Origin of the sequence: Marivirga aurantiaca, from assembly GCF_016679925.1 — a bacterium.
GTDB classification, from domain to species: Bacteria; Bacteroidota; Bacteroidia; order Cytophagales; family Cyclobacteriaceae; genus Marivirga; species Marivirga aurantiaca.
Genome location: NZ_JAEQBW010000007.1, coordinates 68,448 through 94,727, shown reverse-complemented (window position 1 = coordinate 94,727; position 26,280 = coordinate 68,448). Strand labels below are relative to the sequence as shown.

23 protein-coding genes are annotated in these 26,280 nt (G+C 36.3%); 13 read left to right on the top strand and 10 right to left on the bottom strand.

Annotated features, from left to right (window positions below; all coding sequences use genetic code 11):
* Window positions 1–36: 36 nt before the first annotated feature.
* Window positions 37–603 carry a crossover junction endodeoxyribonuclease RuvC gene (gene ruvC, locus JKA74_RS14810; protein ID WP_201431996.1) on the top strand — a complete coding sequence of 189 codons (567 nt, stop codon included), beginning with the start codon at window positions 37–39 and terminating at the stop codon, window positions 601–603.
* Between the two features lie 20 nt (window positions 604–623).
* Here ruvC and JKA74_RS14805 read toward each other — a convergent pair whose 3' ends face one another.
* The 3 genes from JKA74_RS14805 to JKA74_RS14795 form a co-directional block, all read right to left on the bottom strand.
* Complete coding sequence (locus tag JKA74_RS14805; RefSeq protein WP_201431995.1) at window positions 624–1,739, bottom strand: AI-2E family transporter; 1,116 nt, start codon at window positions 1,737–1,739, stop codon at window positions 624–626.
* Window positions 1,740–1,913: 174 nt separating this feature from the next.
* On the bottom strand, window positions 1,914–3,026 hold the full coding sequence (locus JKA74_RS14800; RefSeq protein WP_201431994.1) for an AI-2E family transporter: 1,113 nt from the start codon (window positions 3,024–3,026) through the stop codon (window positions 1,914–1,916).
* Between the two features lie 175 nt (window positions 3,027–3,201).
* A complete protein-coding gene (locus JKA74_RS14795; RefSeq protein WP_201431993.1) occupies window positions 3,202–4,248 on the bottom strand; it encodes a glycoside hydrolase family 113 in 1,047 nt (348 codons plus the stop codon).
* A 196-nt stretch (window positions 4,249–4,444) separates the two neighbouring features.
* Between JKA74_RS14795 and JKA74_RS14790 the strand changes: the two genes are divergently transcribed.
* Window positions 4,445–6,562 carry a tetratricopeptide repeat-containing sensor histidine kinase gene (locus JKA74_RS14790; protein WP_201431992.1) on the top strand — a complete coding sequence of 706 codons (2,118 nt, stop codon included), beginning with the start codon at window positions 4,445–4,447 and terminating at the stop codon, window positions 6,560–6,562.
* An 88-nt stretch (window positions 6,563–6,650) separates the two neighbouring features.
* Here JKA74_RS14790 and JKA74_RS14785 read toward each other — a convergent pair whose 3' ends face one another.
* On the bottom strand, window positions 6,651–6,968 hold the full coding sequence (locus JKA74_RS14785; protein WP_201431991.1) for a hypothetical protein: 318 nt from the start codon (window positions 6,966–6,968) through the stop codon (window positions 6,651–6,653).
* 310 nt (window positions 6,969–7,278) lie between these two features.
* On the opposite strand from JKA74_RS14785, the gene JKA74_RS14780 reads away from it, so the two are divergent.
* Window positions 7,279–8,049, top strand: a complete 771-nt coding sequence (locus JKA74_RS14780; RefSeq protein ID WP_201431990.1) for a LytR/AlgR family response regulator transcription factor — start codon at window positions 7,279–7,281, stop codon at window positions 8,047–8,049.
* 2 nt (window positions 8,050–8,051) lie between these two features.
* On the opposite strand, the gene JKA74_RS14775 is transcribed toward JKA74_RS14780, so the two are convergent.
* The gene (locus tag JKA74_RS14775; protein WP_201431989.1) at window positions 8,052–9,737 is read right to left on the bottom strand and encodes a hypothetical protein; all 1,686 of its coding nucleotides are present in this window, start codon (window positions 9,735–9,737) and stop codon (window positions 8,052–8,054) included.
* A 323-nt stretch (window positions 9,738–10,060) separates the two neighbouring features.
* Between JKA74_RS14775 and JKA74_RS14770 the strand changes: the two genes are divergently transcribed.
* Together JKA74_RS14770 and JKA74_RS14765 are read left to right on the top strand one after the other, a co-directional pair.
* Window positions 10,061–10,951, top strand: coding sequence for an aldo/keto reductase (locus JKA74_RS14770; RefSeq protein ID WP_201431988.1), 891 nt, complete (start codon window positions 10,061–10,063; stop codon window positions 10,949–10,951).
* Between the two features lie 167 nt (window positions 10,952–11,118).
* Window positions 11,119–13,116 carry a tetratricopeptide repeat-containing sensor histidine kinase gene (locus JKA74_RS14765; RefSeq protein ID WP_201431987.1) on the top strand — a complete coding sequence of 666 codons (1,998 nt, stop codon included), beginning with the start codon at window positions 11,119–11,121 and terminating at the stop codon, window positions 13,114–13,116.
* A 38-nt stretch (window positions 13,117–13,154) separates the two neighbouring features.
* On the opposite strand, the gene JKA74_RS14760 is transcribed toward JKA74_RS14765, so the two are convergent.
* Complete coding sequence (locus JKA74_RS14760; RefSeq protein ID WP_201431986.1) at window positions 13,155–15,173, bottom strand: transporter substrate-binding domain-containing protein; 2,019 nt, start codon at window positions 15,171–15,173, stop codon at window positions 13,155–13,157.
* A 295-nt stretch (window positions 15,174–15,468) separates the two neighbouring features.
* Between JKA74_RS14760 and JKA74_RS14755 the strand changes: the two genes are divergently transcribed.
* From JKA74_RS14755 to JKA74_RS14735, 5 genes are all read left to right on the top strand, one after another.
* A complete protein-coding gene (locus tag JKA74_RS14755) occupies window positions 15,469–16,302 on the top strand; it encodes an ion transporter (RefSeq protein ID WP_201431985.1) in 834 nt (277 codons plus the stop codon).
* Window positions 16,303–16,422: 120 nt separating this feature from the next.
* Window positions 16,423–17,445 (top strand): pirin family protein, encoded by a 1,023-nt coding sequence (locus JKA74_RS14750; RefSeq protein WP_201431984.1) that lies wholly within the window; start codon window positions 16,423–16,425, stop codon window positions 17,443–17,445.
* Between the two features lie 8 nt (window positions 17,446–17,453).
* Window positions 17,454–18,266 (top strand): serine O-acetyltransferase EpsC, encoded by an 813-nt coding sequence (gene epsC, locus JKA74_RS14745; protein ID WP_201431983.1) that lies wholly within the window; start codon window positions 17,454–17,456, stop codon window positions 18,264–18,266.
* A gap of 5 nt (window positions 18,267–18,271) precedes the next feature.
* Window positions 18,272–19,150 carry a cysteine synthase CysM gene (gene cysM / locus JKA74_RS14740; RefSeq protein ID WP_201431982.1) on the top strand — a complete coding sequence of 293 codons (879 nt, stop codon included), beginning with the start codon at window positions 18,272–18,274 and terminating at the stop codon, window positions 19,148–19,150.
* Between the two features lie 109 nt (window positions 19,151–19,259).
* Window positions 19,260–19,550, top strand: a complete 291-nt coding sequence (locus JKA74_RS14735) for a GNAT family N-acetyltransferase (protein WP_201431981.1) — start codon at window positions 19,260–19,262, stop codon at window positions 19,548–19,550.
* 7 nt (window positions 19,551–19,557) lie between these two features.
* Here the strand turns inward: JKA74_RS14735 and truA are convergent, their stop codons facing one another.
* The 4 genes from truA to JKA74_RS14715 form a co-directional block, all read right to left on the bottom strand.
* The gene (truA, locus tag JKA74_RS14730) at window positions 19,558–20,346 is read right to left on the bottom strand and encodes a tRNA pseudouridine(38-40) synthase TruA (protein ID WP_201431980.1); all 789 of its coding nucleotides are present in this window, start codon (window positions 20,344–20,346) and stop codon (window positions 19,558–19,560) included.
* A 72-nt stretch (window positions 20,347–20,418) separates the two neighbouring features.
* A complete protein-coding gene (locus JKA74_RS14725; RefSeq protein WP_201431979.1) occupies window positions 20,419–21,309 on the bottom strand; it encodes a sugar phosphate isomerase/epimerase family protein in 891 nt (296 codons plus the stop codon).
* Window positions 21,310–21,389: 80 nt separating this feature from the next.
* Window positions 21,390–23,078: a GMC oxidoreductase gene (locus JKA74_RS14720; RefSeq protein WP_201431978.1), complete on the bottom strand. Its 1,689-nt coding sequence runs from the start codon at window positions 23,076–23,078 to the stop codon at window positions 21,390–21,392.
* Between the two features lies 1 nt (window position 23,079).
* Complete coding sequence (locus tag JKA74_RS14715) at window positions 23,080–23,664, bottom strand: gluconate 2-dehydrogenase subunit 3 family protein (RefSeq protein ID WP_201431977.1); 585 nt, start codon at window positions 23,662–23,664, stop codon at window positions 23,080–23,082.
* An 88-nt stretch (window positions 23,665–23,752) separates the two neighbouring features.
* Between JKA74_RS14715 and JKA74_RS14710 the strand changes: the two genes are divergently transcribed.
* From JKA74_RS14710 to msrA, 3 genes are all read left to right on the top strand, one after another.
* Window positions 23,753–24,886, top strand: a complete 1,134-nt coding sequence (locus tag JKA74_RS14710) for a Gfo/Idh/MocA family protein (RefSeq protein WP_201431976.1) — start codon at window positions 23,753–23,755, stop codon at window positions 24,884–24,886.
* Window positions 24,887–24,975: 89 nt separating this feature from the next.
* A complete protein-coding gene (locus tag JKA74_RS14705) occupies window positions 24,976–25,422 on the top strand; it encodes an acyl-CoA thioesterase (protein ID WP_201431975.1) in 447 nt (148 codons plus the stop codon).
* 91 nt (window positions 25,423–25,513) lie between these two features.
* A complete protein-coding gene (msrA, locus tag JKA74_RS14700) occupies window positions 25,514–26,167 on the top strand; it encodes a peptide-methionine (S)-S-oxide reductase MsrA (protein WP_201431974.1) in 654 nt (217 codons plus the stop codon).
* The last annotated feature ends 113 nt before the right edge of the window (window positions 26,168–26,280 follow it).

The following is a 26,280-nucleotide window of genomic DNA, read 5'->3' as shown; positions in this document are numbered from 1 at the left end:
TGCACTTAATTGAAACTGAATATTAACTTTGCAATAATGGTGGTTACAAAGCAGACTTCAAAGGCAGAGAAAATTATTTTGGGACTTGACCCCGGAACTTCAGTGATGGGGTATGGCGTAATCAAGATTTCAGGCACAAAAATGACCATGTTACAGTATGGAGTGATCCATTTGTCGAAATATGCCAACCATGAAGTAAAACTACGGAAAATTTTTGATCGGGTAACCAGTTTGATTAACGACTACCTACCTGATGAAGTAGCATTGGAAGCCCCTTTTTACGGAAAAAACATCCAATCAATGCTTAAATTAGGCCGGGCTCAGGGAGTAGCTATGGCTGCAGCTTTGCAAAAGGATTTGCCAATTACTGAATATGCCCCAAAAAAAGTAAAAATGTCTGTAACCGGCAATGGAAATGCCTCCAAAGAACAAGTTGCTGAAATGCTTAAAACTTTGTTGGGAATAAAAGAAATCCCTAAACTATTGGATGCTACTGATGCATTGGGTGTAGCAGTATGCCACCACTTTCAAGGCAAAACTGGCACAAGTAGTACTAAAAGTTGGAAAGCATTTATTAATGATAACCCGGGAAGAGTGAAATAAGTATAGTTATTGACAAAAATCTATTCCCTATTTCCTTTTGAAGAGAACCATTCTTTCACTTTCCTTTTTAATAGGGAGGTTCGGCCAGCTGAGCCGTCACCAGCTCCTGACACATCACTACTGATTAAAAGACCAATGGGTTTTAATTCCTCAAATTCATCACATACAACTTTGAGCATAGCTACAAATGGCATAAACAGAATCATTCCTGCTACTCCCCAAACTGCGCCACCCACAATTAAACTTATAATGGCTGCAAGAGCATTTACGTGCATACTGCTTCCTACAATTTTAGGGCTTAAGAAATTACTTTCAACTGTTTGAATAAACCAAAAATAAATAACTACAATCAGGGGTGTCAAAAGCGAATCAGTTGTCATAAAAGTATAGAGAATAGGAATCATAGCACCAGCCACCGTACCCACATAGGGTATGATAACCAAAAACCCGACAAAATATCCAAACAGAAAAGGACTTTCTATTCCTATTATCAATAAGGCAATGCTATGGGACGTACCCATAATTAGGATTAAAATAAACATGCCTGACAAATACCCTTGCCCAACCTTTTGAACCTTTTTAAGCATATCGAAAGTCCTCCCCCTTTTATCTTTTGCCGAGAATCTCATAAATGCCTTTGTGAGCCCCACCCTGTATATCAAAAAAAGAAATGCAAAAATAAGAGTACTGATCAAGCCTCCTATAATTGTTGCTACACTATTGACTATTGCAGCACCATATTCATTCATCCACTCTTTAGCACGTTCAATTAGATCATCTCTGTTTAAATCATCTACAAAATTGATGTTATTATTGATAAACACCAGGACATCAGTAAAGCTACTCATGAATTTTTGTCCCAAATTTGAGACTTCTTTAGATAAGTTAATGATTTGAGAAGAGAAAAGGGTAATGGCACCTGAAAGAATAATAAGTAGCATGAAAACAGCTAAAAAACCTGCCAGGGTTCTATTGAGACCCCATCTTTCAAGTTCTTTGCAAACCGGAAGCAAAATGAAAGAAACCAGTAAGGCCATACCAATAGGTATGAGTACAATTTTAGCAAAGCCTAAAGCTGCAAATATGGCAAAGGAAGTAGCTAGTACAAAAAAAATTCTACGAAAAGATATATGCATTTTCAAGTAAAAAAATTAAAGCTTAATAGAATAAACTGCAATTTCAACTTCTATGTTACTAATTTCAACATGTTTAACCTTGATCATTTTTTAATTCAATGACGGAAAACATAGTTTATTCTGTACATTTTCGTCAGGTAAAATGATTGAATTCTGATGGCAATAATTCCAAAACTATTTCCTGGAAAACCAATCTTTTATTTTCCCAATCCATTTGGAGGATTTCTTATCATCTTTATCATTACCAACTACTTCAGAGCCAATTAACATGGCAACAGGTCTTAATTCTTCAAACTCATCACAAAATACTTTGAGCATAGCAGCAAAAGGAAGGAACAACACCATACCGGCAATTCCCCAGACTGAGCCACCAATCAATAAACTTAAAATGGCTGCCAGAGCATTCACATTTAAACTGCTCCCAACAATTTTCGGGCTTAAGAAATTACTTTCTATTGTCTGTATAAACCAAAACAAACCAACTACAGCCAAAGGAACCCATAATTGATCTGTTGACATAAATGCATAGAGCACAGGGATTGTAGCTCCAATTGTGGTGCCTACATAGGGAATGATGGATAATAGGGCGGCCAAAAACCCGAATAGAAAAGGGCTGTCAATACCTATAATCCATAAACCTATGCTATTGGCAAATCCAAGAATCAGAATTAAAGTAAACATGCCTGAAAGATACTTCTTGCCCACCTCCTGGATATTCTTAAGCATATGAAATACTTTCTGTCTGTTTTCAGCAGAGGCGAATCTCATAAACGCTTGTGTTAAACCTACTCTATATATTAAAAAGAGGAATGTGAAAATGATAGTGGTCACTAATCCTGTAAGAAAAGCTGCTGTGCCGCTAAAAGTATTTCTTAACAATGCCCCTGAAGAATCCTTCAGCCAGCCCTTACCTTCTTCAATTAATTCCTCTCTATTAAAATCCCCTAAAAATTGTACATTATTATTTATATATAAGATGACATCAGTAAATGTTGCGGTGATTTTATCAGTGAAATTGCTTAATTCATCAGACAAACGAATTATTTGTGTAGAAAAAAGTGTCAATCCACCTGCTATAATTAAAACCAAAAATAGAATGGATAAAAGTGCTCCAACAATTTTATTGGTTCCCCAGGATTCCAATTTCCGGGAAACAGGAAATAGTATGAAAGAAATCAATAATGCCATTCCGATAGGAATAAGAATAGTTTTTGCAAAGACTAAAACTGCAAAAATGCCAAAAACAGTTGCCAGGATAAAAAATATTTTTTGAAAGGACAGGTTCATAGTGGGTTAAGATTAAAAGTTGAATGTGCAATTGGTAAATTTATATAATTCAGTTGCAATTATATCAACTATGAGAATGTTTATTTGAACCTTGACCCTTACCTAAACAGGGTTTACTTTGTTTAAAGGCAAAAATAAACTTGAATCATGAATTAGCTTAAGCAGCAGAGTTAATTCATTTCTGTTTAAACACTTTGCTAATGGATTCCAGTGCGGGCTTATTCTGTGGAGTATATGTTTTAATCGTACGTTGGCTCAATCCATTTTGAGTAAGATGCCATTTCCAGATAAAGCCTCCATCCCACCAGGATTCATCTTTTAAAGCATTGTAAAGGGATTCGAAGGCTACTTTTTGTGTGTCGAAATTAACCTCTAAACTATCTTTATTCAAAGTCCAATGCCCGGCTGTGGCATAATCCATGCTTTCGTAGCCGTATTCAGTAAATAAAACAGCTTTATTAAACTTCTCAGACAAGTGCTGCATTTTCCCCAGCGGTTTGCCCCAGGCTATCACCAACTCCTCCTTGCTAGGATTTTTTGCACTGCTTAAAGGGAAATAAGCATCTATTCCAATATAATCCAACTCACTCCAAAAAGAAACTTCCTCGTATTCATCCCAATTGGCGGCATAAGTCAATTTACCTTTGTAGTTTTCCTTTATCTTATTAATTATACCCAACCAGTAAGCTGCTCTTTGCCGGGTAGAATTTCTAATTTCTGTTCCAATACAAAGAAGTTCAACATCAAGTGAATCAGCGATCTTTGCATATGTCATCAGATAATTTTCATAATCTCCTTCAAACTTAAGCCACATGCTATCTTCTTCAAAATCCAGATCTCCCGCCCACCCCTGACCTCCTACCCATAAATGTGGCTTTAGCATAATTTTTAATCCAATGGATTGAGCCATATTAATTGTTTCGATAATCCCTTTTGGCTTTTCTCCCCACCATTGTCGAGGATGATCAAAAGTTATTTCTCCATTAGCTGCGTTACAAAAAGCATAAGGCACTATAGCTATCCATTGCGCACCACTTGCCTTTACTTTTAACAGAGAGTCAATTGAAAAAGGCTGGCGAGGTGCTACCAGGTTGAAGCCATGAATCCTATCTGCTTCTCTATAATCACTACCTTCTTCTATTTTGAGATAAAAGGCAAGGATAATGATAAGGCTAGCCATAGCTATCGAAATGAAGATTTTAGAAGAAATCAATTTTTTCATAAACTATTCCATTGCTTTTATATGCCTTCAGAGCATTAACAAAATAAGAATTTATTTATACAACTCTACAAAGTTTCTTATATTATCATACTTAATTTTTACATTAGTATTTATTTTATTAGATGATCCGGAATTAATGAACATAAAAGATAATTCTTCGAAAATTCATTCTGTAAAACTATCAGCTTCAACTGGAATGATATTTACATTCGTCATCCTATTACTGGCTTTGAGCGGAAACGCCCAAGATAAGGACAAAGAGGAAGATACAGATTCCTTAAAAGTAGCCTATGAAATTGCCACTGCCCGTGATATTCATCGAAACAATCATAATGATTCATTAGAAAGTATTCACGCTGAAAAAGCTATTAAAATTGCCCTCGAAGCAGGAGACACACTTCTTTATGCACAAGCATTAGATAATATGGGGCTGTTGTACAGGTACCACCAGCAGTATGAGGAAGCGATTAACCTTCATGGCAAAGCATTTAACCTTGTAATTGACAAAGCTGATGTTCCCCCTCTTTCAAAAATGATTTATGCTAATAATGCCGGAGTTGCCAGTCGCTATGCACAGCAATTGGATAAAGCAGTCCTGTATTATAAAGAAGCACTCAAAATAGCAGAAGAAGAAAATGACTTGAAAAACATTGCTATTTCGTGTAATGGATTGGGGAATACCTTTTTATATATCCCTAACAGAGAAAATGATGCGTTAACTTATTTCAAACGTGCCTTGGAAGCTTCGAAAGCCCAGGGGAACAAATTGGGAGTAGCCATGAACTATCTTTCCATCAGTGATTTTTACAATAAACAAGAAGAATATTTGGAAGCCAGATCTTATCTGAATGAGTTGTTGGCACTGAACACAGAGCGAAAAGATACTTTCGGCCTGGCCATCACCTATGAATTTTTCGGGCTCAACTATTATGAAGAAGATAAGGATTTACAAAAGTCCGAGATGTATTACCTTAAATCCCTGGAATTGTTTCAAAACCTGAATAACAGTCATAAAGAAGCAGATGTTTTTTTCCACTTGGGAGATGTAAGCAGGAAAAACAAAAATTTCAAACAGGCTATTAATTATTATAATAAGTCATGGGAGTTAGCGAAAGAAATTAATAATAAAGGTTTATTGGAAGAAATAGCTTACTGGCTTTCCTATGTGTATGAACAGCAGTCAAATTATCCCAAATCCCTGGAATACTATAAAATTTCGCAGCAGTATAAAGATAGTGTAGCAATGAAAGAACAGGAAACTCAAATTGCTGCAATAGAAAAACGCTTTGCATTGGAGAAAAAAGAATCTCAAATTGCTCTTCTGGAAAAAGATAAAGTGCTTAAGGAAACACAGTTAATCAATCAGGAAGAAACACTACGAAGTCAAAATTTCTTCCTTTTACTTTTGATTAGTGGCCTGATAGCTATTATTCTGATAGCTATGCTCCAGTATAGAAATATTAAAATCAAAAAGAAATCAAACCTCCTTTTAAAAGAGCAAAACAGTAAAATTTTATATCAAAAAGAAGAAATAGAAAAAGTAAATAAACAGCTGGAAATAGCACTCGAGGAAATTATTGATCAGCAGAAGAAAAATGAAGAACGTAGAATAAAATTAATTGAAAGCAAATTTGAGAATAAAATTCAATCATTAACCTTACAATCATTGGAATCGCAAATGAACCCTCATTTTCTTTTCAACGGAATGAATGCTGTACGTTGGCTGGTGATTCAGAACAAGAATGATAAAGCTATGAAATACCTCGACACTTTTGCCAATTTGCTGAGATTAAGCTTAACAAGTAATCGTAAAAATGTAATAGAATTAGGTGAGGAACTACGTACAACCAGCCTTTATCTGGAGATTGAAAAGTTACGATTTGACAGTGAATTTAATTTTTCAGTAAATATTGAAGAAGGAATTAATGTGGATAAAGTAATGGTACCACCCAAAATCCTACAACCATTAGCTGAAAACGCAGTAAAACACGGCCTCTTGCCCAGCAGGAAAGCAAATAAAGAATTATCCATCAATGTAATTAATACTCCTGAAGGTGTAACTATAGAAGTTATAGACAATGGGATGGGATTTAGACTCAGATCCAATCAGGAAAATGAGTCGAGGCCTGATGGTACACATTTAGGATTGAAATTAATTGAAGAACGGTTGTCTATTTATAATCAGCAGAATGATAATTCTATAACCTTTAAAATAGCTCCCAATTATGATGGACATGACCAACTAACTGGCACCCGAGCTGAGATATCTATAGCTACCAAAAAAATAGGAGAAGAAGTGGATTTAAATGTTTAAGCTTTTTTGAGGAAGGTAAAAAGTAAAAAGTTAGGAGTTGAGAATTGAATAATCAATCTCTTCTCCCAACCAACACTCCCTATTATAATCAATCCAATGCATAAATTTTGTACAATGAAGCATTTTGGGATCTACTCTTCCTTCCTGCCTTTCTTTTAGTTGTATTGTATATATAAGAAGATTGACCGGTCTCTCCCCTATCAACTTTCATGTAAGCTTTATCTCTATTATTAGTTAGCAGATTTAAATTCTCAACGGCCAATTGATATTTAACATTTTGATCAATTATAATTTCGCTTGAAACATTAGAATCATTAGCTTTAAACGATAAATCATCCTTAGTAAAAGAAGATAAAATCAGTGTTGCTATACTTAGATAAACCATTTGTTTTACAATCTTTTTCATAGATACTGATATTTAGTTTCTTGTTGATTTTATACATCATTAATCGAAGATATATACAAAGAATAGACTAAGAAACAGGGAATTACTGTGAGCAAGCAGTTAGTTAGTTTATAAGCCTTATCACCTATAATTGTACTGATTGAAGAAAAATGAGCTATTTTTTCACAATTATCACCCAAGTCCGATAAATACAGGAGAAATGCCCATGAATACTCATTGAAAAGCGTTTTCTTTATCTTCCGTTAAAAACTACCACAGGGGTTTAAAACAAAACCGTAATTAAAAGATTACATGAAATAAACTTATACAAATGAAAGTCGGTATCATTGATGATGAAATACACTGCATTGAAAGTCTCATTATGAGCTTAAAAAAGCTGAATCCTCACGTAGAAGTAGCTTTTAAAGCTTCCCGTGTGGATGATGCTCTCGAAGTAATTAAGCGTGTGGATATTGATATTTTGTTTTTAGACGTGGAAATGCCACGGCTTAACGGGTTTGAGCTTTTAGATCAACTGGAAGATATTCATTTCGAGGTGGTTTTTACTACGGCCTACAGTCAATATGCATTAAAAGCTTTTAAATATAAGGCTTTTGATTATTTGATGAAGCCCATAGGGGAAGATGACCTGCAATTACTTTTGGATAAATTTAAATCAAAAAAGCCTGTCAAAGCAAATGAACCAGAACAAGGTCTTTCGCACTTTATTGATCTTCTAAAGAAAGATAAAATCATTAGTGCAAAAATTGCTGTTCCGGTTAGCGAAGGTTTGGAATTCATTAAGGTTGAAGATATAGTTTATGCCCAAAGCCAAAACAATTACAGTTTATTGTTTTTATCGGATGGTGAAAAGCTATTGTTCAGCAAAACGCTTAAAGATGTGGAAAACACCCTTAAAAAGTACTATTTCATTAGAATTCATCAATCATACCTTATCAATCCGAATTACATGAAAAAATATCTAAAAAATGATGGGGGAAGTGTACTGATGGAAAACGGAAAGGCCTTGCCCATCAGTCAAAGCAAAAAGGAAAGTATAGTCTCTCTGTTTGAGGCCATAGCAAGGAATAAATCCATATAGCTTTACTGCTTTTGATCTTTGTTTTTACCAAAACCTAGTTTCTGCCAAAAATTTTCATCTTCCTTTTCCGTAAACTCTTTTTCTATAGCTGCAGGAGGTGTTGCTCCCAGGGTAGATTTAAAACCTGATACTACACTGGCCGCCCAAAAATTAAACATAGATTTCCTGGTATCGCGCTCAAATTCAATTTTACCTACCCTGAACTTACCATTGGGCCTTGGATTATTTTGAGCCAAAGCTATATTGGCCAGAAATGAGAGTGCGTTGTCTTGTAAATTGTTTTCTTTATCCTTGGTATCTACTTCTATTTTAAGGTTGGAGTACTTAAACCGCATTTCACCAGATGATTGTGTCCTGGTGCCTCCAAAGTTGAAGTAAACCACATCTGCTTGTCCCTCCTTTATTTTTACAGGAAAAACATCATCAAGAAACTCATTAAAATGAATTAATCCCATAGTTTTCAACGATCCCTTTGCACCAAAAGCTCCATTCTTTGTTTGCAAACCATAAGTGATTTCGGCAGTAAGCAATCCTTGTCCAAATACTTTGGTCGATGCATTAATATTCAATGAAGCTTCCAGTTTTGTAACGCTATCTGCTATATTGGTGATGTTATCAATAGTACCATTTAATTCAGTAAAATAAATTTTTCCCGTCTTCTGCTTACCATCCGGCTTTTCTACGTACTCTAAATACATATTTTCCACCAACACCTTTCTTATAAAGACAGGCATCTCCATCTGCTCAATTTTATCTACAAAAATGGGTACAAAACGATCATCAGGCAGTATATAGTTTTTGTCTCTCATAACAGTGAGACTAGGCTGATAAACCCTGATCTCTTCTCCTAGAAACGATTTCTCCAAAGAAATATCCATTCCTTTTAGGCTAATACTATCTGCTTTAAATGTAATGTGATTAGACAGAACCTCTTTAAGAGATGCAAATTTTACCCAGTCGTAGATGGGTTGAAATAAAACATTCTTTATTGTTAGTTTCCCAGATAAAGGTTCAAAATTGGATTCTGCAATTTGAAGTCGGTGAAAGCCATCAGGAAGATAATAATCTGTTTCATCTAAATAAACATAGGCCTCTCCTATTCCTTTTTCCAAAGGCTTGAAATCTTTTTCATTATCATAAAATACATCTTTTACATGCACTTTATATTTAGTAAACAATTGTCCTTTTTGTTCAGGTTTTTGCTCATAAAAGCGCATTTCACTATTGGAAATAGTGATTTCGTTGACTTGTATTTTAAACTTGGATCCACTTTTTGTTGTATCAGATGTTTGGGTATTTAGTTTTTCAAAATCAAAGGGCCCATTTGATACCACTCGATCTAAATTAACAGATATGATTTTAATGGTATCATTAGAAAAAAAATTCTTGTAACTCTCCCAATCGACTGTAATTTTACCAATCGATACACTTGCCAGAGAATCTCCTTCCTGTCCGTCCAGGATCAGAAAATTAATGTCTGAAACGCTGGCTTTTTTACTAAAGAAATTAAAATTGATTTTATCTATTTCGAAATCTATACGCTCAGGCCAAAATTTATTAAGCTCGGATTGAATGGTATTTTCTACATACTTTTTGATTTTCAGATTCTTGACCAACTGCCATGATAAAAAAATGAGCAATATAAAGCCGAATAATATTCCTAAAAACCATTGGGTTTTGTTGTTCATAAAGTTGCACTAGATACAGGTACTAAAGTATTTATTAGCCCTACCTTAATAATACGTAAAAATTACGACATTAGTAATTAAATAGCGAAAATACTTTAGTAGAAGTTAGAGTAAGTAAAGTAAACTCTCTGATGATAAAAAACACCTATAATTGCAAATAAACATTTTCAGCCCAAGTGTTTTTTAAACTTGCTTTCATAAAAAAATAGCCCATCATTTTATTGCTGTTTTCATTATCCAAATAAATTGATATTTCCCATAATTCATTAATCCCTTTTCCCATTTAGATTAATTCGCTTTATTTAGGCTTTAATTTATTTAAAATGCAAAAGCCGGAAATCAAATTATCCCCATATCTAATTGGCACCATGCGCCTGGGCAAATGGGGACTAAATTTTTCAACTTCTCAATGGCAAGCTTTTATTGAGGAATGTTTACAACTGGGATTGAAGGATTTTGACCATGCTGATATTTATGGGAACTATACCACTGAAGAAGATTTCGGCAAAGTATTAAAAAACAAGTCATCATTAAGACAAAAAATGCAGATTACCACTAAATGTGGTATCAGGCAAGCTGCTGATAACAGACCTAACAATAAATTGAAGTCTTACGATAGCAGCAGAAAACATATTATCCAATCAGTCGAGAATTCTCTAGCAGCACTCTCGACAGACTATCTCGATGTACTATTAATACACAGACCTGACTTTTTAATGAATCCACTTGAGTTGGCTGAAACCTTTGGAGAATTGCAGCTAGCCGGTAAAGTGAAATATTTTGGTGTATCAAATTTTTCGGCTTCGCAATTTAATTTAATCAATAGTTCTTTTCCATTAGTTACGAACCAAATTGAAGTTTCTCTCAATCACCTGCAAGCATTGGAAGATGGCACTCTTGATCAATTATTGCAACAAGGGATAACACCCACGGCATGGTCTCCGCTGGGAGTTAGTAAATCATTGCTTCCTCCTACCTCAGAAAAAGAAAGTATATTACAAACCACTTTAGATAAAATCGCCAATAAATATGGTATTAACACAGCCCAATTATTTTTAGCCTGGTTAAAAAGACATCCTGCGGGCATCGTACCTGTTCTGGGAACTTCCAAAATTGAAAGAGTAAAGGAAGCGTTGGCAATTAAGGAAATAAAATTAGATAGTGAGGATTGGTATGAACTATATACTGCCTCAAAAGGCATCAACCTACCCTAAATATTTAATTGTCCTGGAGTGAAATCTATTCTTTGGATTTTTCCTGCATAAAAAGAGCATTACTATAAATATAAAGTATTGCTATTACCTCATGTGAGGTTATGTTTACAATTCCATTTTTAATTCCTCGTTTGCCGTGTTATTTTTATTTATTTTGCATACAATTTATGAATAACAGACGTCACAAGTTTTTATTGCTTTTATGCCTTTTATTGCCTTTTACCTCAGGCCATATTCTCGCTGCATCCGTGGATATTGAATGGTATCAGGCTTTGGAATTGGAAATTGAGCAAAAGGAAACTGAAGCATTACTGAATGAAAAGGAAGTGCTTTTGTACGATGCACGCGACCTTAACCGCAATGACTTAATTAGTCGTTTCCTGAAAGAACTAGCTTTTATCCACTTATACAAAACCAAAGACCTGGAAGCTGCAATGGGCTATTTAATGGAAGCCCTCAACCTGGATGAAATTTCAAAGCAGGAAGATGATCTCATGTTCACCTATTTCGGACTTTCAATTGTTTTTCAGGAAGTAGATGATTACTTCAGCAGCGCAGAATTCCTGGAGCAGGCTATCCAGCTTAATAGAAAAAACAAATCGGAGAATTTGCAAATAATACTCAAGCAGAACCTTGGAGAAGTTTATACCAGTATGAATGCAACCGATAAGGCCTTTAATCAATATCAGGACATCTTAAAATATGCCCAAAATGTTCGCTATCCTGAGCTGGAGGCCAAAACCTGGATGAAAATTGCTCTTCTGGAACAATTGAACAAAGACTATGAAAGTGCTTTGAATTCTCTTAAGAATGCCCTATCAATTCAAAGACGGATTAATGACAAGGAAAATGAAGCACACTCCTTACATGCCATTGGGCGTTTATATGTGCTTCAGGGCGAAAAAGAAAGAGCGATGGATAATTTCAAGGTATCATTGAATATTTGGAAAGAAATAGCTTCCAATTCTGCCGGAACCGCTGCCACCTACAATTCTGTAGCCGAATTGTACCTGGACAACAAACAGCCGGTAAAAGCACTTGGTAATCTACAAATAGCCCTCAATAAATCTCAGACATCACAAAATCAGGAATTAATAAAAAACACATACCAGCTCTTAAGCAAAACTTATAAAGCTATGGGAGAGTATCAAAAAGCTTTGGAGTATCAGGAATTGTTTATGGCATTGGAAGATTTTATGCAAAAGGAAAAGGAGGATCGTTCCATTCTGAAAATGCAAAACCGTTATTTGGTTAATCAAAAACAGAGTACGATTGATGTACTCGAGTTTAACAGAATCCAGAAAGAGTTTGAATTAGAGGAACAAAAGAGATCAAAGAATTTTATAGTGATTTTATTTATACTGGCACTGGTAATCCTGGTGCTTATACTCTCATTTTTCTTACTGCAAAAAAGAAACAATAAACGGCTGGCCATTGCCAATACAAAAGTGCGTGAACAAAATGAACAGCTACAAGAACTGAATGCTACAAAAGATAAATTTTTCTCTATTATTGGGCATGACTTGAAAGGCCCTTTAAATTCTCTCACTTCTTTCTCAAGTTTGCTAATGCATCACACTGAAAGCCTTAGCAAGGAAGAAATTCAAATGCTGGCCACTGATTTGGATAAATCACTTAAAAACCTATTTGCTTTATTGGAAAACCTACTGGAGTGGTCACGTTCACAAACAGGTAATATAGAATTTAATTCCGAACTGTTTGACTTAACGGAGTTGTTAAATAAAAATGCATTATTGTTAAAGCAACAGGCCGAAAATAAAAAAATAACCGTTGCGGTAAAAACCACAGAACCGGTTGCAGTTAAGGCCCATGAAAATTCCATTAATACCGTCATAAGAAACTTACTTTCCAATGCCATTAAATTTACTCCTGAAGGGGGGCAGATTCATCTTTCAATTACAGAAAAAACCAATCAATGGGTTGTAAGCGTGTCCGACAATGGTGTGGGAATGCCTCCGGAAGTTGTGGAAAAGATTTTCAGACTGGATACAAAGCATTCTACCCAGGGAACAGCAAAGGAGAAAGGCACAGGTCTGGGACTGATTTTATGCAAGGAATTCGTGGAGAAAAATGGAGGAGAAATTTGGGTAAAAAGTGAAGAAGGGAAAGGTTCTGTTTTTCATTTCTCCTTACCAAAAAACTAGATTAAAAAACGAAATACTGTTTCTTCAATTAGTGAATCTCAATTATAGACCAATTCATCTACTTGCACGGGCAAGAGCACTTCAATACGGGTTCCTTCGTTCGGGTGGCTTTCCAAATATAGCTCGCCCCCTAGCCTGTTCATCACTTTTCTGGAAATATAAAGTCCCATTCCAATATTAATATCGCTCCTTTTCCCTTTGAAGAACACTTCAAACACCTTCTCATGCATATCTTCAGGTATGCCAATACCATCGTCCTTAAAAACAATTCTATAAAATTGATTATTCGCTTTTTCAAAAGTAATTTCCAAATGCGTATTGTAATAATTATTATGCTCAAAAGCATTTTCTGCCACCTGAAATATTAACCTTTTCAACAAAAGCCTATCCGTGCTAATAAATGTTGAATCCAAATTGATATTTACCTTCAATTTGGCTCGCTGAATATCCTTGTTCCTTTTTCTGAAAACAGTTTCAAGTACTTCGTCAATCAACTCCTTTATATCAAAAGTAGTAATATTTAGAGTGCCATGAAGTACAAAACTCACCTCTTTAAAATCATCAAAAACATGTTCCAATCTTCGGGTAATTTGCTCAATCAGTTGAAAATAATTTAAAAGTTCTTTATCTTTTGTAGTCATTTTACCTAATTCGCTCAATCCTAAAATATTGGCTATTGGTCCTCTGATATCATGCGAGGTTTTATACATAAAGTTGGCCAATTCTGCATTCATATCCTTCAAATTAATATTGGCTTTTTTTAGTGGTGTCACGTTAAGCATAAACTGAAGAAAACCTATAGGTTTTGAAGAAGTATCAAAAAGTACTGATGTACTACATTCCATCCATATTTTCTGGTTTAAATGACCTGTCAGCTCAATCTCAGTATCCAAAAAGTTGAACTCCCTTTTTAATAAATCTTCCTTTATTGCAAGATCTTTGTCCCTGGATTCTTTACTCATTAGCTGGTGGATCGAAGTATCTATCAGGGTATCATTCTGAAAGCCCAATAAAGAATAAAATAATTTGGGGGCTTTCACTATTTTGTGATCAAGGTCCAACTCAACCAACATCACAGATGAAAACACTTCGATTTTCTTCCGTAATAATTCACTTTCATTCAATTCCCTTTCAGCTGACAACCTGTTTTCCACCTCGCTCACAATAATCCTTGTTTTCTTCTTTACCTGTTTTCTAAGCAGAATAATATATAAGCCAATAAAAAATAAAGCTATAAGTGCCAGGGACAGCCCCATTATAACATATAATTTATTTTGCTCCCACCAACTTAACTTGGGCACCAGCCACTTTTGATAAATCTGATCATACTCTCCGGATGCTTTAACCAATCTTAAACCCCAATTCAAAGAGTCCAGCAATGCTGAATCTTGCTTGTTGACTACGTAGCAATATTCTGTTATAAAAACAGGATCACTGGAAGATTGTATGGAACTAATATTCTCCAGGTTCATTTTATAATTGGTGGTAATAAAGGTAGTGATTGCACAATCAGCTTTCCCGGCTATCACAGCTTCAATGGCTTCCGGCTCAGATTGATATTTCTGAATATCTCCTACTTCCAGAAAATCTAACTGATTGAAATAATCTTCAACAATAGTAAGCTCCTGAATGGCCACTTTTTTACCTGACAAACTAAATAAATCCTCTATGGGCTCCTTATCAGCATGGGTGAAAATCGAATAATAAATTAAACTAATGGGATTGCTATATCTTACTTTATCTTCTCTCTCTGCAGATTTAAAATAAGCGGCCACATTCAACTCCCCTGTGGACTCCAACTTCATTCGCGTATTCCTCCAAATATCAGGATATACCTCTACTTCAAGTTCTAATTCTTTGGCAATAGCTTTAATTAAATCAACATTAAAACCTTTGGGTATACCCACTTTATCAACAAACTCGTATGGTTCATAAGCATTATCTATACCGTATTTAATCGTTTGTCGGGGAGTACCATACTCATTGATATTTTGTGCTTTTAGAAAAATACTATTAAAAACCAACCACAAGCATACAATGAATAGGATCTTTTTCACATTATTTTTAATTGGGTAAGACATCTATTCAATTTAATGAAATAATTTATATTTCTGCTTAATTTGATGAAGTCAAATTGATAGAGAAGTTAAACGAAAACAAAAGCAAGAATGTCATTACAAGAATATATTTCAGTAATTCTTGAAAATTGAGGATAAGCAATAATATATTTATTAATAAATTTGAAGTACACTATCCAATAATTGAATTATACTTTTGTTGGGAAGGTGTTAATCTTTCCATAAATTTAAATGAGATGCTCTCTTTCCACATAAAAATAAAAGCACAAATTTAATGGCACCTTACCATAATGAAAAACCCAATACCTCAGCTAAATGGAAAGTGAAGGCCTTTCAAATTATTTTTGAAGCCGATACTTTTTGGGGTAAATTCTTTGATGTAGGATTACTTTTGGCGATAGTACTAAGCGTATTAGCCGTAGTGCTGGAAACGGTAAGTTCTCTTAAAACTAAATACGGGGATTTATTCCTCACTTTAGAATATATTTTTACAGGACTGTTCTTAATTGAATATATATTAAGAATAGTTATAGTAGCCAAGCCTCGAAACTACATCAAGAGCTTCTTTGGAATAGTGGATTTACTATCTATTTTACCCTCTTTAATCGGAATATTTTTTCTGGGAGCTCAATCTATGATGATTATAAGAAGTCTCCGTTTGTTAAGAATTTTCAGAATCTTCAAATTAACCCAATACCTTGGGGAGGCATCGCAGCTATCAAGAGCAATGATCGCTAGTAAAAACAAGATCATCATTTTTATGGCTACTGTTTTTATACTGGTATCCATTTTAGGTGCTGTAATGTACCTGGTAGAGCCACCTGAGAGTGGATTCACTAATATCCCGAAAAGCATCTATTGGGCTATTGTGACCCTTACCACTGTTGGTTATGGCGATATAGCCCCAATTACACCCTTGGGCCAATCCATCGCCTCCCTTGTAATGATATTAGGCTATGGCATTATTGCTGTTCCTACAGGTATTGTTACTTCCGAAATGAATCAGCAAAGGTTAATGAAGATGAGCAAATCCTGTCCCAATTGTGCCACCAGCCAACACATGGAAAATGCTCAATATTGCTATTCATGTGGATCAAAATTGAAATAAATGGCAAAATGTATTTTCTAATACCTGTCAACCTAATGAGTACAATTAAATTAAGATAAAACAGGAAAACTATACTATAAAATACTTTAACATTTTCAAGGCAAAAATCGTTGTATCTACATGGAAAATTCAACAATTAAAAACATAGCCCCATTAGGTTTCCCCTGGCAAACCCAGGATCCCTTTTTATTTTGTGTGCATCATGAAGACTTCTTTCCTAAAGGCAGCAGTGAATCAGGGCCAGACCCAGCTTTATTAAAAGGGAGAATGATAGGCCAGGATTTTACTATTAAAGATGGATGGCGAATGTATCATGGTTCTAAGGTGCCCGGATTCCCGGCACATCCTCACCGTGGTTTTGAAACTGTAACTATTGTAAGAAAAGGATTGGTAGACCATTCAGATTCTTTAGGGGCAGCCGGGAGGTTCGGAAATGGAGATGTACAATGGATGACTGCCGGAAAAGGAGTACAGCACTCAGAAATGTTCCCATTGTTGAAAGAAAATGAAGAAAACCCACTGGAGCTTTTTCAGATTTGGTTAAACCTTCCTCGAAAAAACAAGAATGTGGAGCCTCATTTCGCCATGTTGTGGAGCGATACTATTCCTGTTTTCGAACACAAGGACACAAATAGCAAGAAAACATCCGTAGAGATAATAGCCGGGGAAATTAAAGGACAAAAAGCCCCTGAACCGGCACCCAATTCCTGGGCTCATGACCCTGCAAATGAAGTAGCAATCTGGCACATTAAAATGGAGCCAAATGCCATCTGGGAACTTCCCCTCTCACAAAATGAAGTCAATAGAAACCTTTATTTTTTTAAAGGAAAAACATTGAAAATTAATCAAACTGAATTACCATTGTACCATGGAGCCGATTTGCTTTCGCGGGCTACAACTACCCTCACAAATGGAGAGGAAGAAAGTCATCTTTTGCTACTACAGGGAAAACCGATTAATGAACCTGTTGTTCAGCATGGTCCGTTTGTTGTCAATTATCCTGCGGAGATTCGCGAAACGATAATGGAATTTCAAAAAACTGAATTTGGTGGCTGGCCATGGCCCTCTCCCGAACATGTACATCCCAAAGAAAGAGGTAGATTTGCTATACATGCTGATGGCCGGGAAGAAGTGAAAGATTAATATTACGTATGAAAGAATCGTTTTTAGAACAATTATTGGCAGAGCACAAAAACTCTCTGGACTGTCCATCACCTGATAAGATCACGGCTTTTTATGAATCTTTAGTAAGTTTTCTTTTCCCTGATTATGGCAATGAAAAAATTACCAATAAAGAAAGTTTGGAAACAAAGTATGAACTCCTTCAGCAGGAATGGATGACCATTTTAAACCAAAGGTGCAAAAGAATGCAAAATCCGGCCAAAGAAAATGCATCGGCCTTATTTAATAAACTGGAAAATATAAAAATACAACTGGAAAAAGATGTGGATGCCATGTTTTCCGGGGACCCAGCAGCCAAAAGCAGAATAGAGGTAGTTAAAACCTATCCGGGCTTTAAAGCCATTGCAGCACATCGAATTGCTCATCAAATTTATGAGAATGGCTTTCAACTAATTGCAAGGGTTATTTCAGAATATGCTCATGAAAAAACAGGAGTTGATATCCATCCCGGAGCGAAAATTGGTGATTATTTTTGTATTGACCATGGTACGGGTATCGTCATTGGTGAAACAACAGAAATTGGTGAATATGTAAAAATTTACCAGGGAGTTACCTTAGGAGCAACCAGTGTAAAGAAAGAAGATGCAAGCACCAAGCGACATCCAACCATTGGCAATCATGTAGTCATTTACGCTAATGCCACAATTTTAGGCGGAAACACCATCATTGGCGAAAAATGCATTATTGGAGGTAACAGCTGGATTACCAAAAGTGTACCGCCACATACCAAACTCTATTACGATTCGAAAAATAAACATTTAGAGGAAAGACCTGTAAAATAGATAATATGTTTTTAGAAGATTTAGTTGGAAATACGCCCATAGTGGAATTAAAAAGCATTCCTACCAATAAAAATGTAAAGATATTTTGTAAGCTGGAAGGTCAAAACCCCGGAGGTAGTGTGAAAGACCGTGCTGCTTTGGGCATGATAGGTGCAGCTCTACAACGTGGAGATATTAAAGCTGGTGATAAATTAGTGGAAGCTACCAGCGGAAATACAGGTATTGCTTTAGCTATGATAGCTAAATTGAAGGGTTTGCATATGACACTGATTATGCCTGAAAACTCTACTGCGGAGCGTATCCAGACTATGGAAGCTTACGGTGCTAAAGTAATATTGACAAAGGCTGAGGGCACTATTGAATACTCACGCACTGTGGCCGAAGAAATGGCTGCTACCGGTGAATATTTTATGTTGAACCAATTTGGAAATCCTGATAATTACAGACAGCATTATGAAACTACAGGTCCTGAGATCTGGAAAGATACAGAAGGAAAAATCACGCATTTTGTTTCTGCAATGGGCACAACAGGCACCATCATGGGAGTATCTCGCTATTTAAAAGAGAAAAATCCAGCTATCCAGATTGTGGGTACTCAACCTACAGATGGTTCCAAAATACCCGGGATCAGACGTTGGTCACCGGAATTTTTACCTAAAATATTTGAACCTGAGAGAGTAGATATTACTATTGATGTGAGTGAAACCGATGCCAGGCATATGACACAACGCCTTGCCAGGGAAGAAGGAATATTGGCTGGAATGAGCAGCGGAGGAGCTTTGGTAGCTGCCTTGGAAATTGCTAAAACATTGGAATCCGGATTGATAGTATGTATTACCTGCGACCGTGGTGATCGTTACCTGAGTTCTGATCTGTTTTCTTGATGAAGAAAGTAGGAGTTTTACCTCTTAAGCTTAATTTAATATTGGTGATTTATCAATAACATGTCTGTTTCGATACCGTATCCTTTGTTATACCCTAAACAACATTAAAATGAACATAGAACGCAAAGAAGAAGATATGAATGGTGCTTTTGTTGCTAATGATAATGGTACAAAGGCCGGGGAAATGACTTATCAGGTACGAAATGATGGTAAAATTGTTATAAAAGAAACAGAAGTAAATCCTGAATACAGAGAACAAGGTTTAGGTAAGAAACTTGTAACAGCTGCTGTGGAACATGCCAGGAATAAAGATTTAAAGATCCTGACAGAATGCACTTATGCTGAGGCCATGTTTGAAAAAATGCCTCAACTCAGAGATGTTTGGGACGAAGCGAAGTGAATCTGCTTCATACATTTTTAAATGTTACAGCTTTAACCATCAGTCCTGAAGCCGGGGCTGTATATTTTTCAATATTATTATCTCCTCCTGTTAATGATTGCTGCAATTGATCAAGAGTAATTTTATGTTGGCCTAACATAAATAATACGCCCATCATCATTCTTATCTGGTATCGCATAAAGCCTTTGCCAATTAGCCTGAAAATATAAGATTTATCAGGAAAGAAATTTGCTTTCAATTCTTCATTAGGAATAATTTCGCTTGTAATAATTTCTCTTACAGTATTTTTGTCAGCCTTGGGTTGGTGGCAAAAGTGTACAAAATCATGTCCCCCTTCAAATAGTCCAGCCCCTTTTTGCATGAGTTCAATATCCAGTTCATCTGGCAAACAAGCCATAAAAGGGGCCGAAAAAGGATGTTGCTTCTCTCCGAAAGCAAAAAAATAATTGTATTCCTTAGATTGCACATCCTGAATAATATTGAATTCTTTAGTCACCGTTCTCCAGGAGAGAATTTTTAAATCGGTAGGCAAATTCTGGTTCATAGCCTGGAAAAAAGCATCTTCTTGAATAGGTTCCTCCAGAAATAATTCGAAATAAGATGAGGCTGCAGAAACCATGGCATCCGTTCTTCCCGAACCCATTACTTTAAATGGTTTATCTTTCAATACAAAATTGACTGTTAACTCCAGGAAACCTTGTACAGTTTTAAGACCATTTTGGTATTGCCAGCCATGTAAGCGAAAGCCGAGGTATTGGATTTCTATTAAGTAAAAGTGTTGGAATCTTTGGGACATGGAAAAATAATGGAATTAAAAAAGCCCGATTCTTAGGGACGGGCTATTTACTATTCAATAAAGTGATATTTCTTATTTTCTTTCTATACCTTTTAAATATTTAATACTTTTCTCTATGCTTTTAAATGGCTTATTATCTCTTGTAGCATCCTGTTCCACAAAATAATAGTCCAAACCGGCTGTGCTGGCATGATTAAAAATATTTTGCCAATCGATGATACCCTCTCCTACAGGTGCGAAAAACTGGTCTTGACTGGCTTCCATATCCTTCACATGCCATAATGGAAATCTGCCCGGGTATTCCTTGAAATAATCAACAGGATTCACTCCTGCCCTTTTAGTCCAGTATAGGTCCAATTCATATTTCACCAGTTCTTTATCACACTCATTAAGCAAAATATTATAAGGAATTTCTCCCTTCATTTCTTCAAATTCAAAGGCGTGGTTATGATACCCCATCTGTATGCCATACTTCTTCGACACTTCACCCGATTTATTAAGTAAGTCAGTCAATTTCCTGTAATCATCAAGATTTTCTCTTTCGGCATCATGCAGATAAGCACAAATGATGTATTCTTGTCCCATTTTGGCTGCGTCCTCCACAGTTCTTTCCCAGCTATTGGTTAAAGTACCTATATTTTCAGGCATAGTAATACCTGTTAATACATGGCTACTTCTTACCTTTAGGCCATGGTCATCCATCATTTTCTTCACTTCTGAAATGGAATTCCCGAAGTATTTACCATCCTGATAATTAAACAGTTCAATATTTTTATAGCCAAGTTCAGCTACTTTCTTTAAAGTACCTGCAAAATCTTTCGCAAGCTCATCACGGAGAGTGTACAGTTGTATCCCTGGATTTTGGAGGCCAGCCACTGCATTAGAACACCCCACTAAAGCAGGAGCTAAAAAAGCACCTACTGCTAAGGCGCTACCCTGGTATAAAAATTTTCTTCTATCCATTATTTTAAGTTTAAAAATCAATATACAAAAATTTCATTTATCGAGAAGCAAGCTTAGGTTCTCTTTCATAATTTTAAAACCTACAAATTGCCTTTCTTCAATTCACTCACTGCAAAATCAGCTGCCCTGGCTGTAAGTGCCATATAAGTTAAACTTGGATTCTGGCAAGCGGATGAAGTCATGGCCGAACCATCGGTTACAAAAACATTGGGCACTTCATGCAGTTGGTTATTGGCATTCAGCATGGAAGTTTTGGCATCTCTACCCATTCGTGCAGTACCCATTTCATGAATTCCAAAGCCAGGTACAGGATTAAGATCAATAGCAGTAATATTTTTACCACCGGCTACTTCCAGCATTTCCTTGCCTGTTTTCATCATGTCCTTGCGCATTTGTAATTCATTCTCTTTAAATTCACAAGAAATATGCAAGGTAGGAAGGCCCCATTTATCCCTCACATTTTCATTCATGGTTACCTGGTTATCTTCATAAGGCAAGCATTCTCCAAAAGGCATCAATGACATCTCCCAGGGGCCGGGCTTCATCAATTCATCTTTAAATTTTGCCCCGAATCCTGCTAATCTATTACCATATCCCCAGCCTAATCTGTTACCACCACCCTGGAAGCCATAACCTCTGATAAAATCAGGATGTTTTTCACTAATATTTTGAAACCTGGGTATATAAATACCATTGGGACGATATCCAGTATGATATTTATCATTAAAATCATCAAATTGTGCTGTCACATAAACTTCAAAATGGTGATCCATCAGATTCTTTCCCAGGGTTCCACTGGTATTCCCTAGCCCATCAGGATAGCGATCGCTCTTTGAATTGAGCATGATCCAGGTAGAGCCCAAAGTAGAAGCGCATAAGAATATCACCTTGGCATAATATTCATGAACTTCATTGGTTTCAGCATCGATCACCCTCACCCCGGTAGCTTTGTTGGTGTGCTTGTCCAATATAACAGACTCCACAATTGAGTTGGGGCGTAAAGTCATATTGCCAGTATTGGCAGCAGCTGGTAAAGTAGAAGAATTGCTGCTAAAGTAAGCGCCATATGGGCAACCTCTGCTACATAAATTTCTATATTGGCAGGCTCCTCTCCCATTGTGGTTTTGAGTTAAATTGGCAGTTCTACCAATCGTCATTTTTCTATCTGTCCAATGCTTTTCAATAGCGCCTTTCATTTTCTCTTCCACACAATACATGTCCATAGGAGGTAAAAACTGACCATCAGGTAATTGCTCGTAACCCTCATTTCTACCACTGATCCCTACAAACCTTTCTACATGGTCATACCACGGAGCCAGATCTTTGTATCTGATAGGCCAATCCACAGCAATGCCATCTTTTTGGTTAGCTTCAAAATCCATTTCTGACAATCTGTAACTCTGCCTTCCCCACATAAGTGAGCGTCCGCCTACATGATTACCTCGGATCCACCTAAATTCTTTATTTTCCGGAGTTGAATAAGGATTTTCTTTATCATTTACCCAAAAATGCTTGTTTCCTTCATCAAAGGCATAGGTTTTACTTTGCACATAATAATCCTCCTGTACACTTCTAGACTCCTTGCCCCTGTGATCAAATTCCCAGGGGGCTTTATTCATAGTAGGATAATCCTTAACATGCTCAACATTTCTGCCCCGTTCCAAAACCAATGTTTTCAATCCTTTCTCGCACAATTCCTTAGCAGCCCATCCTCCGGAAATTCCGGATCCAACTACTATTGCATCATAATGTGTTTGTTCTTTACTCATATTAAAAATAATTCCCTACTCGCAGTTTTTGATTTTCTTTCATGGGTTCACAGCCGTCCAGCTTCATCGGCACTGGCATATAATCCAGGTGATTTTTCATGATTTCTTCTGAGGTGAAATATCCCAATAAGGTCAATTCCTTTATCATTAAAAAGAATGGTTTTTGTTCCGGATCTGCATTATAATCCAAACGTTTTATTTCGCTTTCGATTCTAAACAAGAATTCATGCTTTCTCTCTGAACTCAAATCAGAAAACAATTCACCATTTACCCCTTTGCTGTTAGTATTTATAGCATCAAGTCCCCTAACAAATTGTTGCTGTTCCTTTTCAGTATATACTTCAGCTACCATTTTATCAACAAAAGCATCTACTCCCACATCCAGCGCACCGGGTGTGTCAGTTCTTGGTAAAATTTGATCTACAATTTCTGAAACCAGATGAGCCTGCTTCTTGTTAAAAAAAAGAGGTTTCCAGCTAAGTGTTTTTTCCGGGGCACAACCTTGTAACACATGCAATAAAAGCGGGGATCCGGCAGCAAAGCCTAACATCATACCCGTTTTTTTGATGGCTTCTCTTCTATTCATCAAGCTTATTTGTTTACTTTAAAAAATAATAATAAGAAAGAAACGAAAAATGTTTCAACGGAGCACAAGGTAATAAAATAATACTTATATGAACACATTAAAAATGGGGATAATTGGTGGTGGTCCCGGCTCAATGATTGGCGACATCCATAAAATTACTGCTACACCCTCGGGCAAAGCCCAATTGGTTTGTGGTGCTTTTAGTTCTGACCCGAAGAAAAGTCAGGAAAAAGGTAAGAGCCTTGGCTTAGATCAAAATAGAATCTATGATAGTTTTCAGGACATGATCTACAAAGAATCAAAGCTTCCTCAAGCTGAAAGAATGGATTTTGTTGCTATCACCACACCCAACTATCTTCATGCGGAAGTATCCAAACTAGCACTTGAAGCTGGTTTTCATGTAATGTGTGATAAGCCCCTGAGCTTTGATTTGGAAGAAGCCATTGATCTTCAAAAAGTTGTAAGAAAAGCGAAAGGCATTTTTGCTATGACTTATACTTACAGAGGTTACCCACTTTTAAAAAAAGCTGCAGATTTGGTAGCTTCCCAACATTTGGGGAACATCAGAAAAGTGAGGGTAAATTACTCGCAAGGTTGGCTCAGCAACATGATAGAAGCTGATGGGCACAAACAAGCTTTGTGGCGCACTGATCCCACTAAATCAGGAAATGGTGGCACTATTGCAGATATTGGCACACATGCCTTTAACTTATTGGAAAGTGTAACTGGATTACGGGTAAGTCGATTATGTGCCGATGTGTCTACATTAGTAAAAGGAAGGCAATTGGATGATGACACCAACATCATTCTGGAAATGGAAAACGGGGCGAAAGGTGTACTTTCAGTAAGCCAAATTTGCACAGGGGAAGACAATGATTTAAGCCTTCAAATTTATGGAGATAAGGCTGGTTTGGTATGGGACAACAGCCAACCTAACGAACTGAATTTAAAATACCCTGATTTCACCACAGACAGTATCAAATCAATAGAAAAGGAAGGCGAATCAATGACAGAAGTAAATATTCCCGGGCATTCCCCCTATTTCACAGAGGGATTTCAAAACATATATGAGGCTTTTTTCAAAGCCATTGAAAACCATGATAAACCTCTCACTCATTCTTTTATGTTGCCAGGTATTGAAGATGGAGTAAGAGGTATGCTATTTATAGAAAAAGCAATTGAGTCAAGCAACAAAAAGGTCTGGATTGAATTACAGAATTAATAAAATGGATTCCTCAAAAAAGTTTTATTCTACTCCAGGCATATATTTCCAAAGCATTCCAGTAAATTTATATATTAAAAAAAGAATAAATGAATAACTCTATAGATCCGGGCAATTTTAAATTCTCACAAGAAATACAAGTCAGATGGACCGATTTGGATCCTCTATACCATGTTAACAATTCTATCTATATCCAATATTTTGAGATTGCCAGAGGAAGGTATATGCTGGAGGCCGCCCCAACATGGGACTGGCATAAAAACATGTTCTTATTAGCCAATATTAATTGTAATTATCTAAAAGAATTAAAAATTGCAACTCCCGACACCCGTTGTTGGGTACGTACCAAAGAAATGGGTACAAAAAGTTTTGTACTGGAATATATGATTACAACCAATGGTAATGATATACACACTGTCGGAACTTCTATCCAGGTAATGTTTGATACCAAGGAGAAAAGTACAATCTCTATTCCTGAATGGTTGAGAAATGAATTACACACTTATGAAAAACCCGGCAGCATACTCATTAAATAGTGAATGGCCGATAATCCACAATGAATACTACTTTGTGTTATTTCAAACTAAATAGAATGGTCAATCGTTATCTCCTAAAATCTAAATAATTATGTTAAAATACCCTTTCTTGTTATTGTCAATATTGGTTTTCACCTCTTGCTCTGGCAAGCCCGTAACCAATGAAGAAACGAAAGAAGCACCTGCTGAAGAAGCGATCCAGGTCACACATAAGTTAGACACTGCCTATTTTGCTGGTGGGTGCTTTTGGTGTGTAGAAGCTTCCTTCGAACAAATTAAAGGTGTGGAAGAAGCTATTTCAGGTTATTCCGGTGGCACTCAGGAAAATCCCACTTATAAAGAAGTAAGTTATGGCAAAACAGATCATGCAGAAGCAGTGATGGTGCTTTATAATCCCGAGCTAATTTCTTATGAGACTTTGCTGGATATATTTTTTACTGCTCATGACCCTACTCAACTTAACAGACAAGGCCCTGATGTTGGTGAGCAGTATCGTTCCGCCATTTTTTACAGAAATCCCTCTGAAAAGCAGGCAGCTGAACAAAAAATCAATTCTTTAGCCGGCAACTTTGACAAGAAGATAGTTACAGTACTGACAGAATTCTCCACCTTTTATAAAGCGGAAGACTATCACCAGGATTATGAGAAGAAGAACCCTGATGACCGTTATATTGTGAATGTTTCAAAACCAAAAATTGAGAAAGTAGCTGAGAAATTCAGTCATTTGTTAAAAGATAAGGAGTAATTTGGGATAGCAATTATTAAGTCAACGTAAAAAAGCCCGGGAACTAAATTTAGTTCCCGGGCTTTTTTATGATTCATAAATCCCAAAATTGGAGTTAAAAGTTTAAATACCTG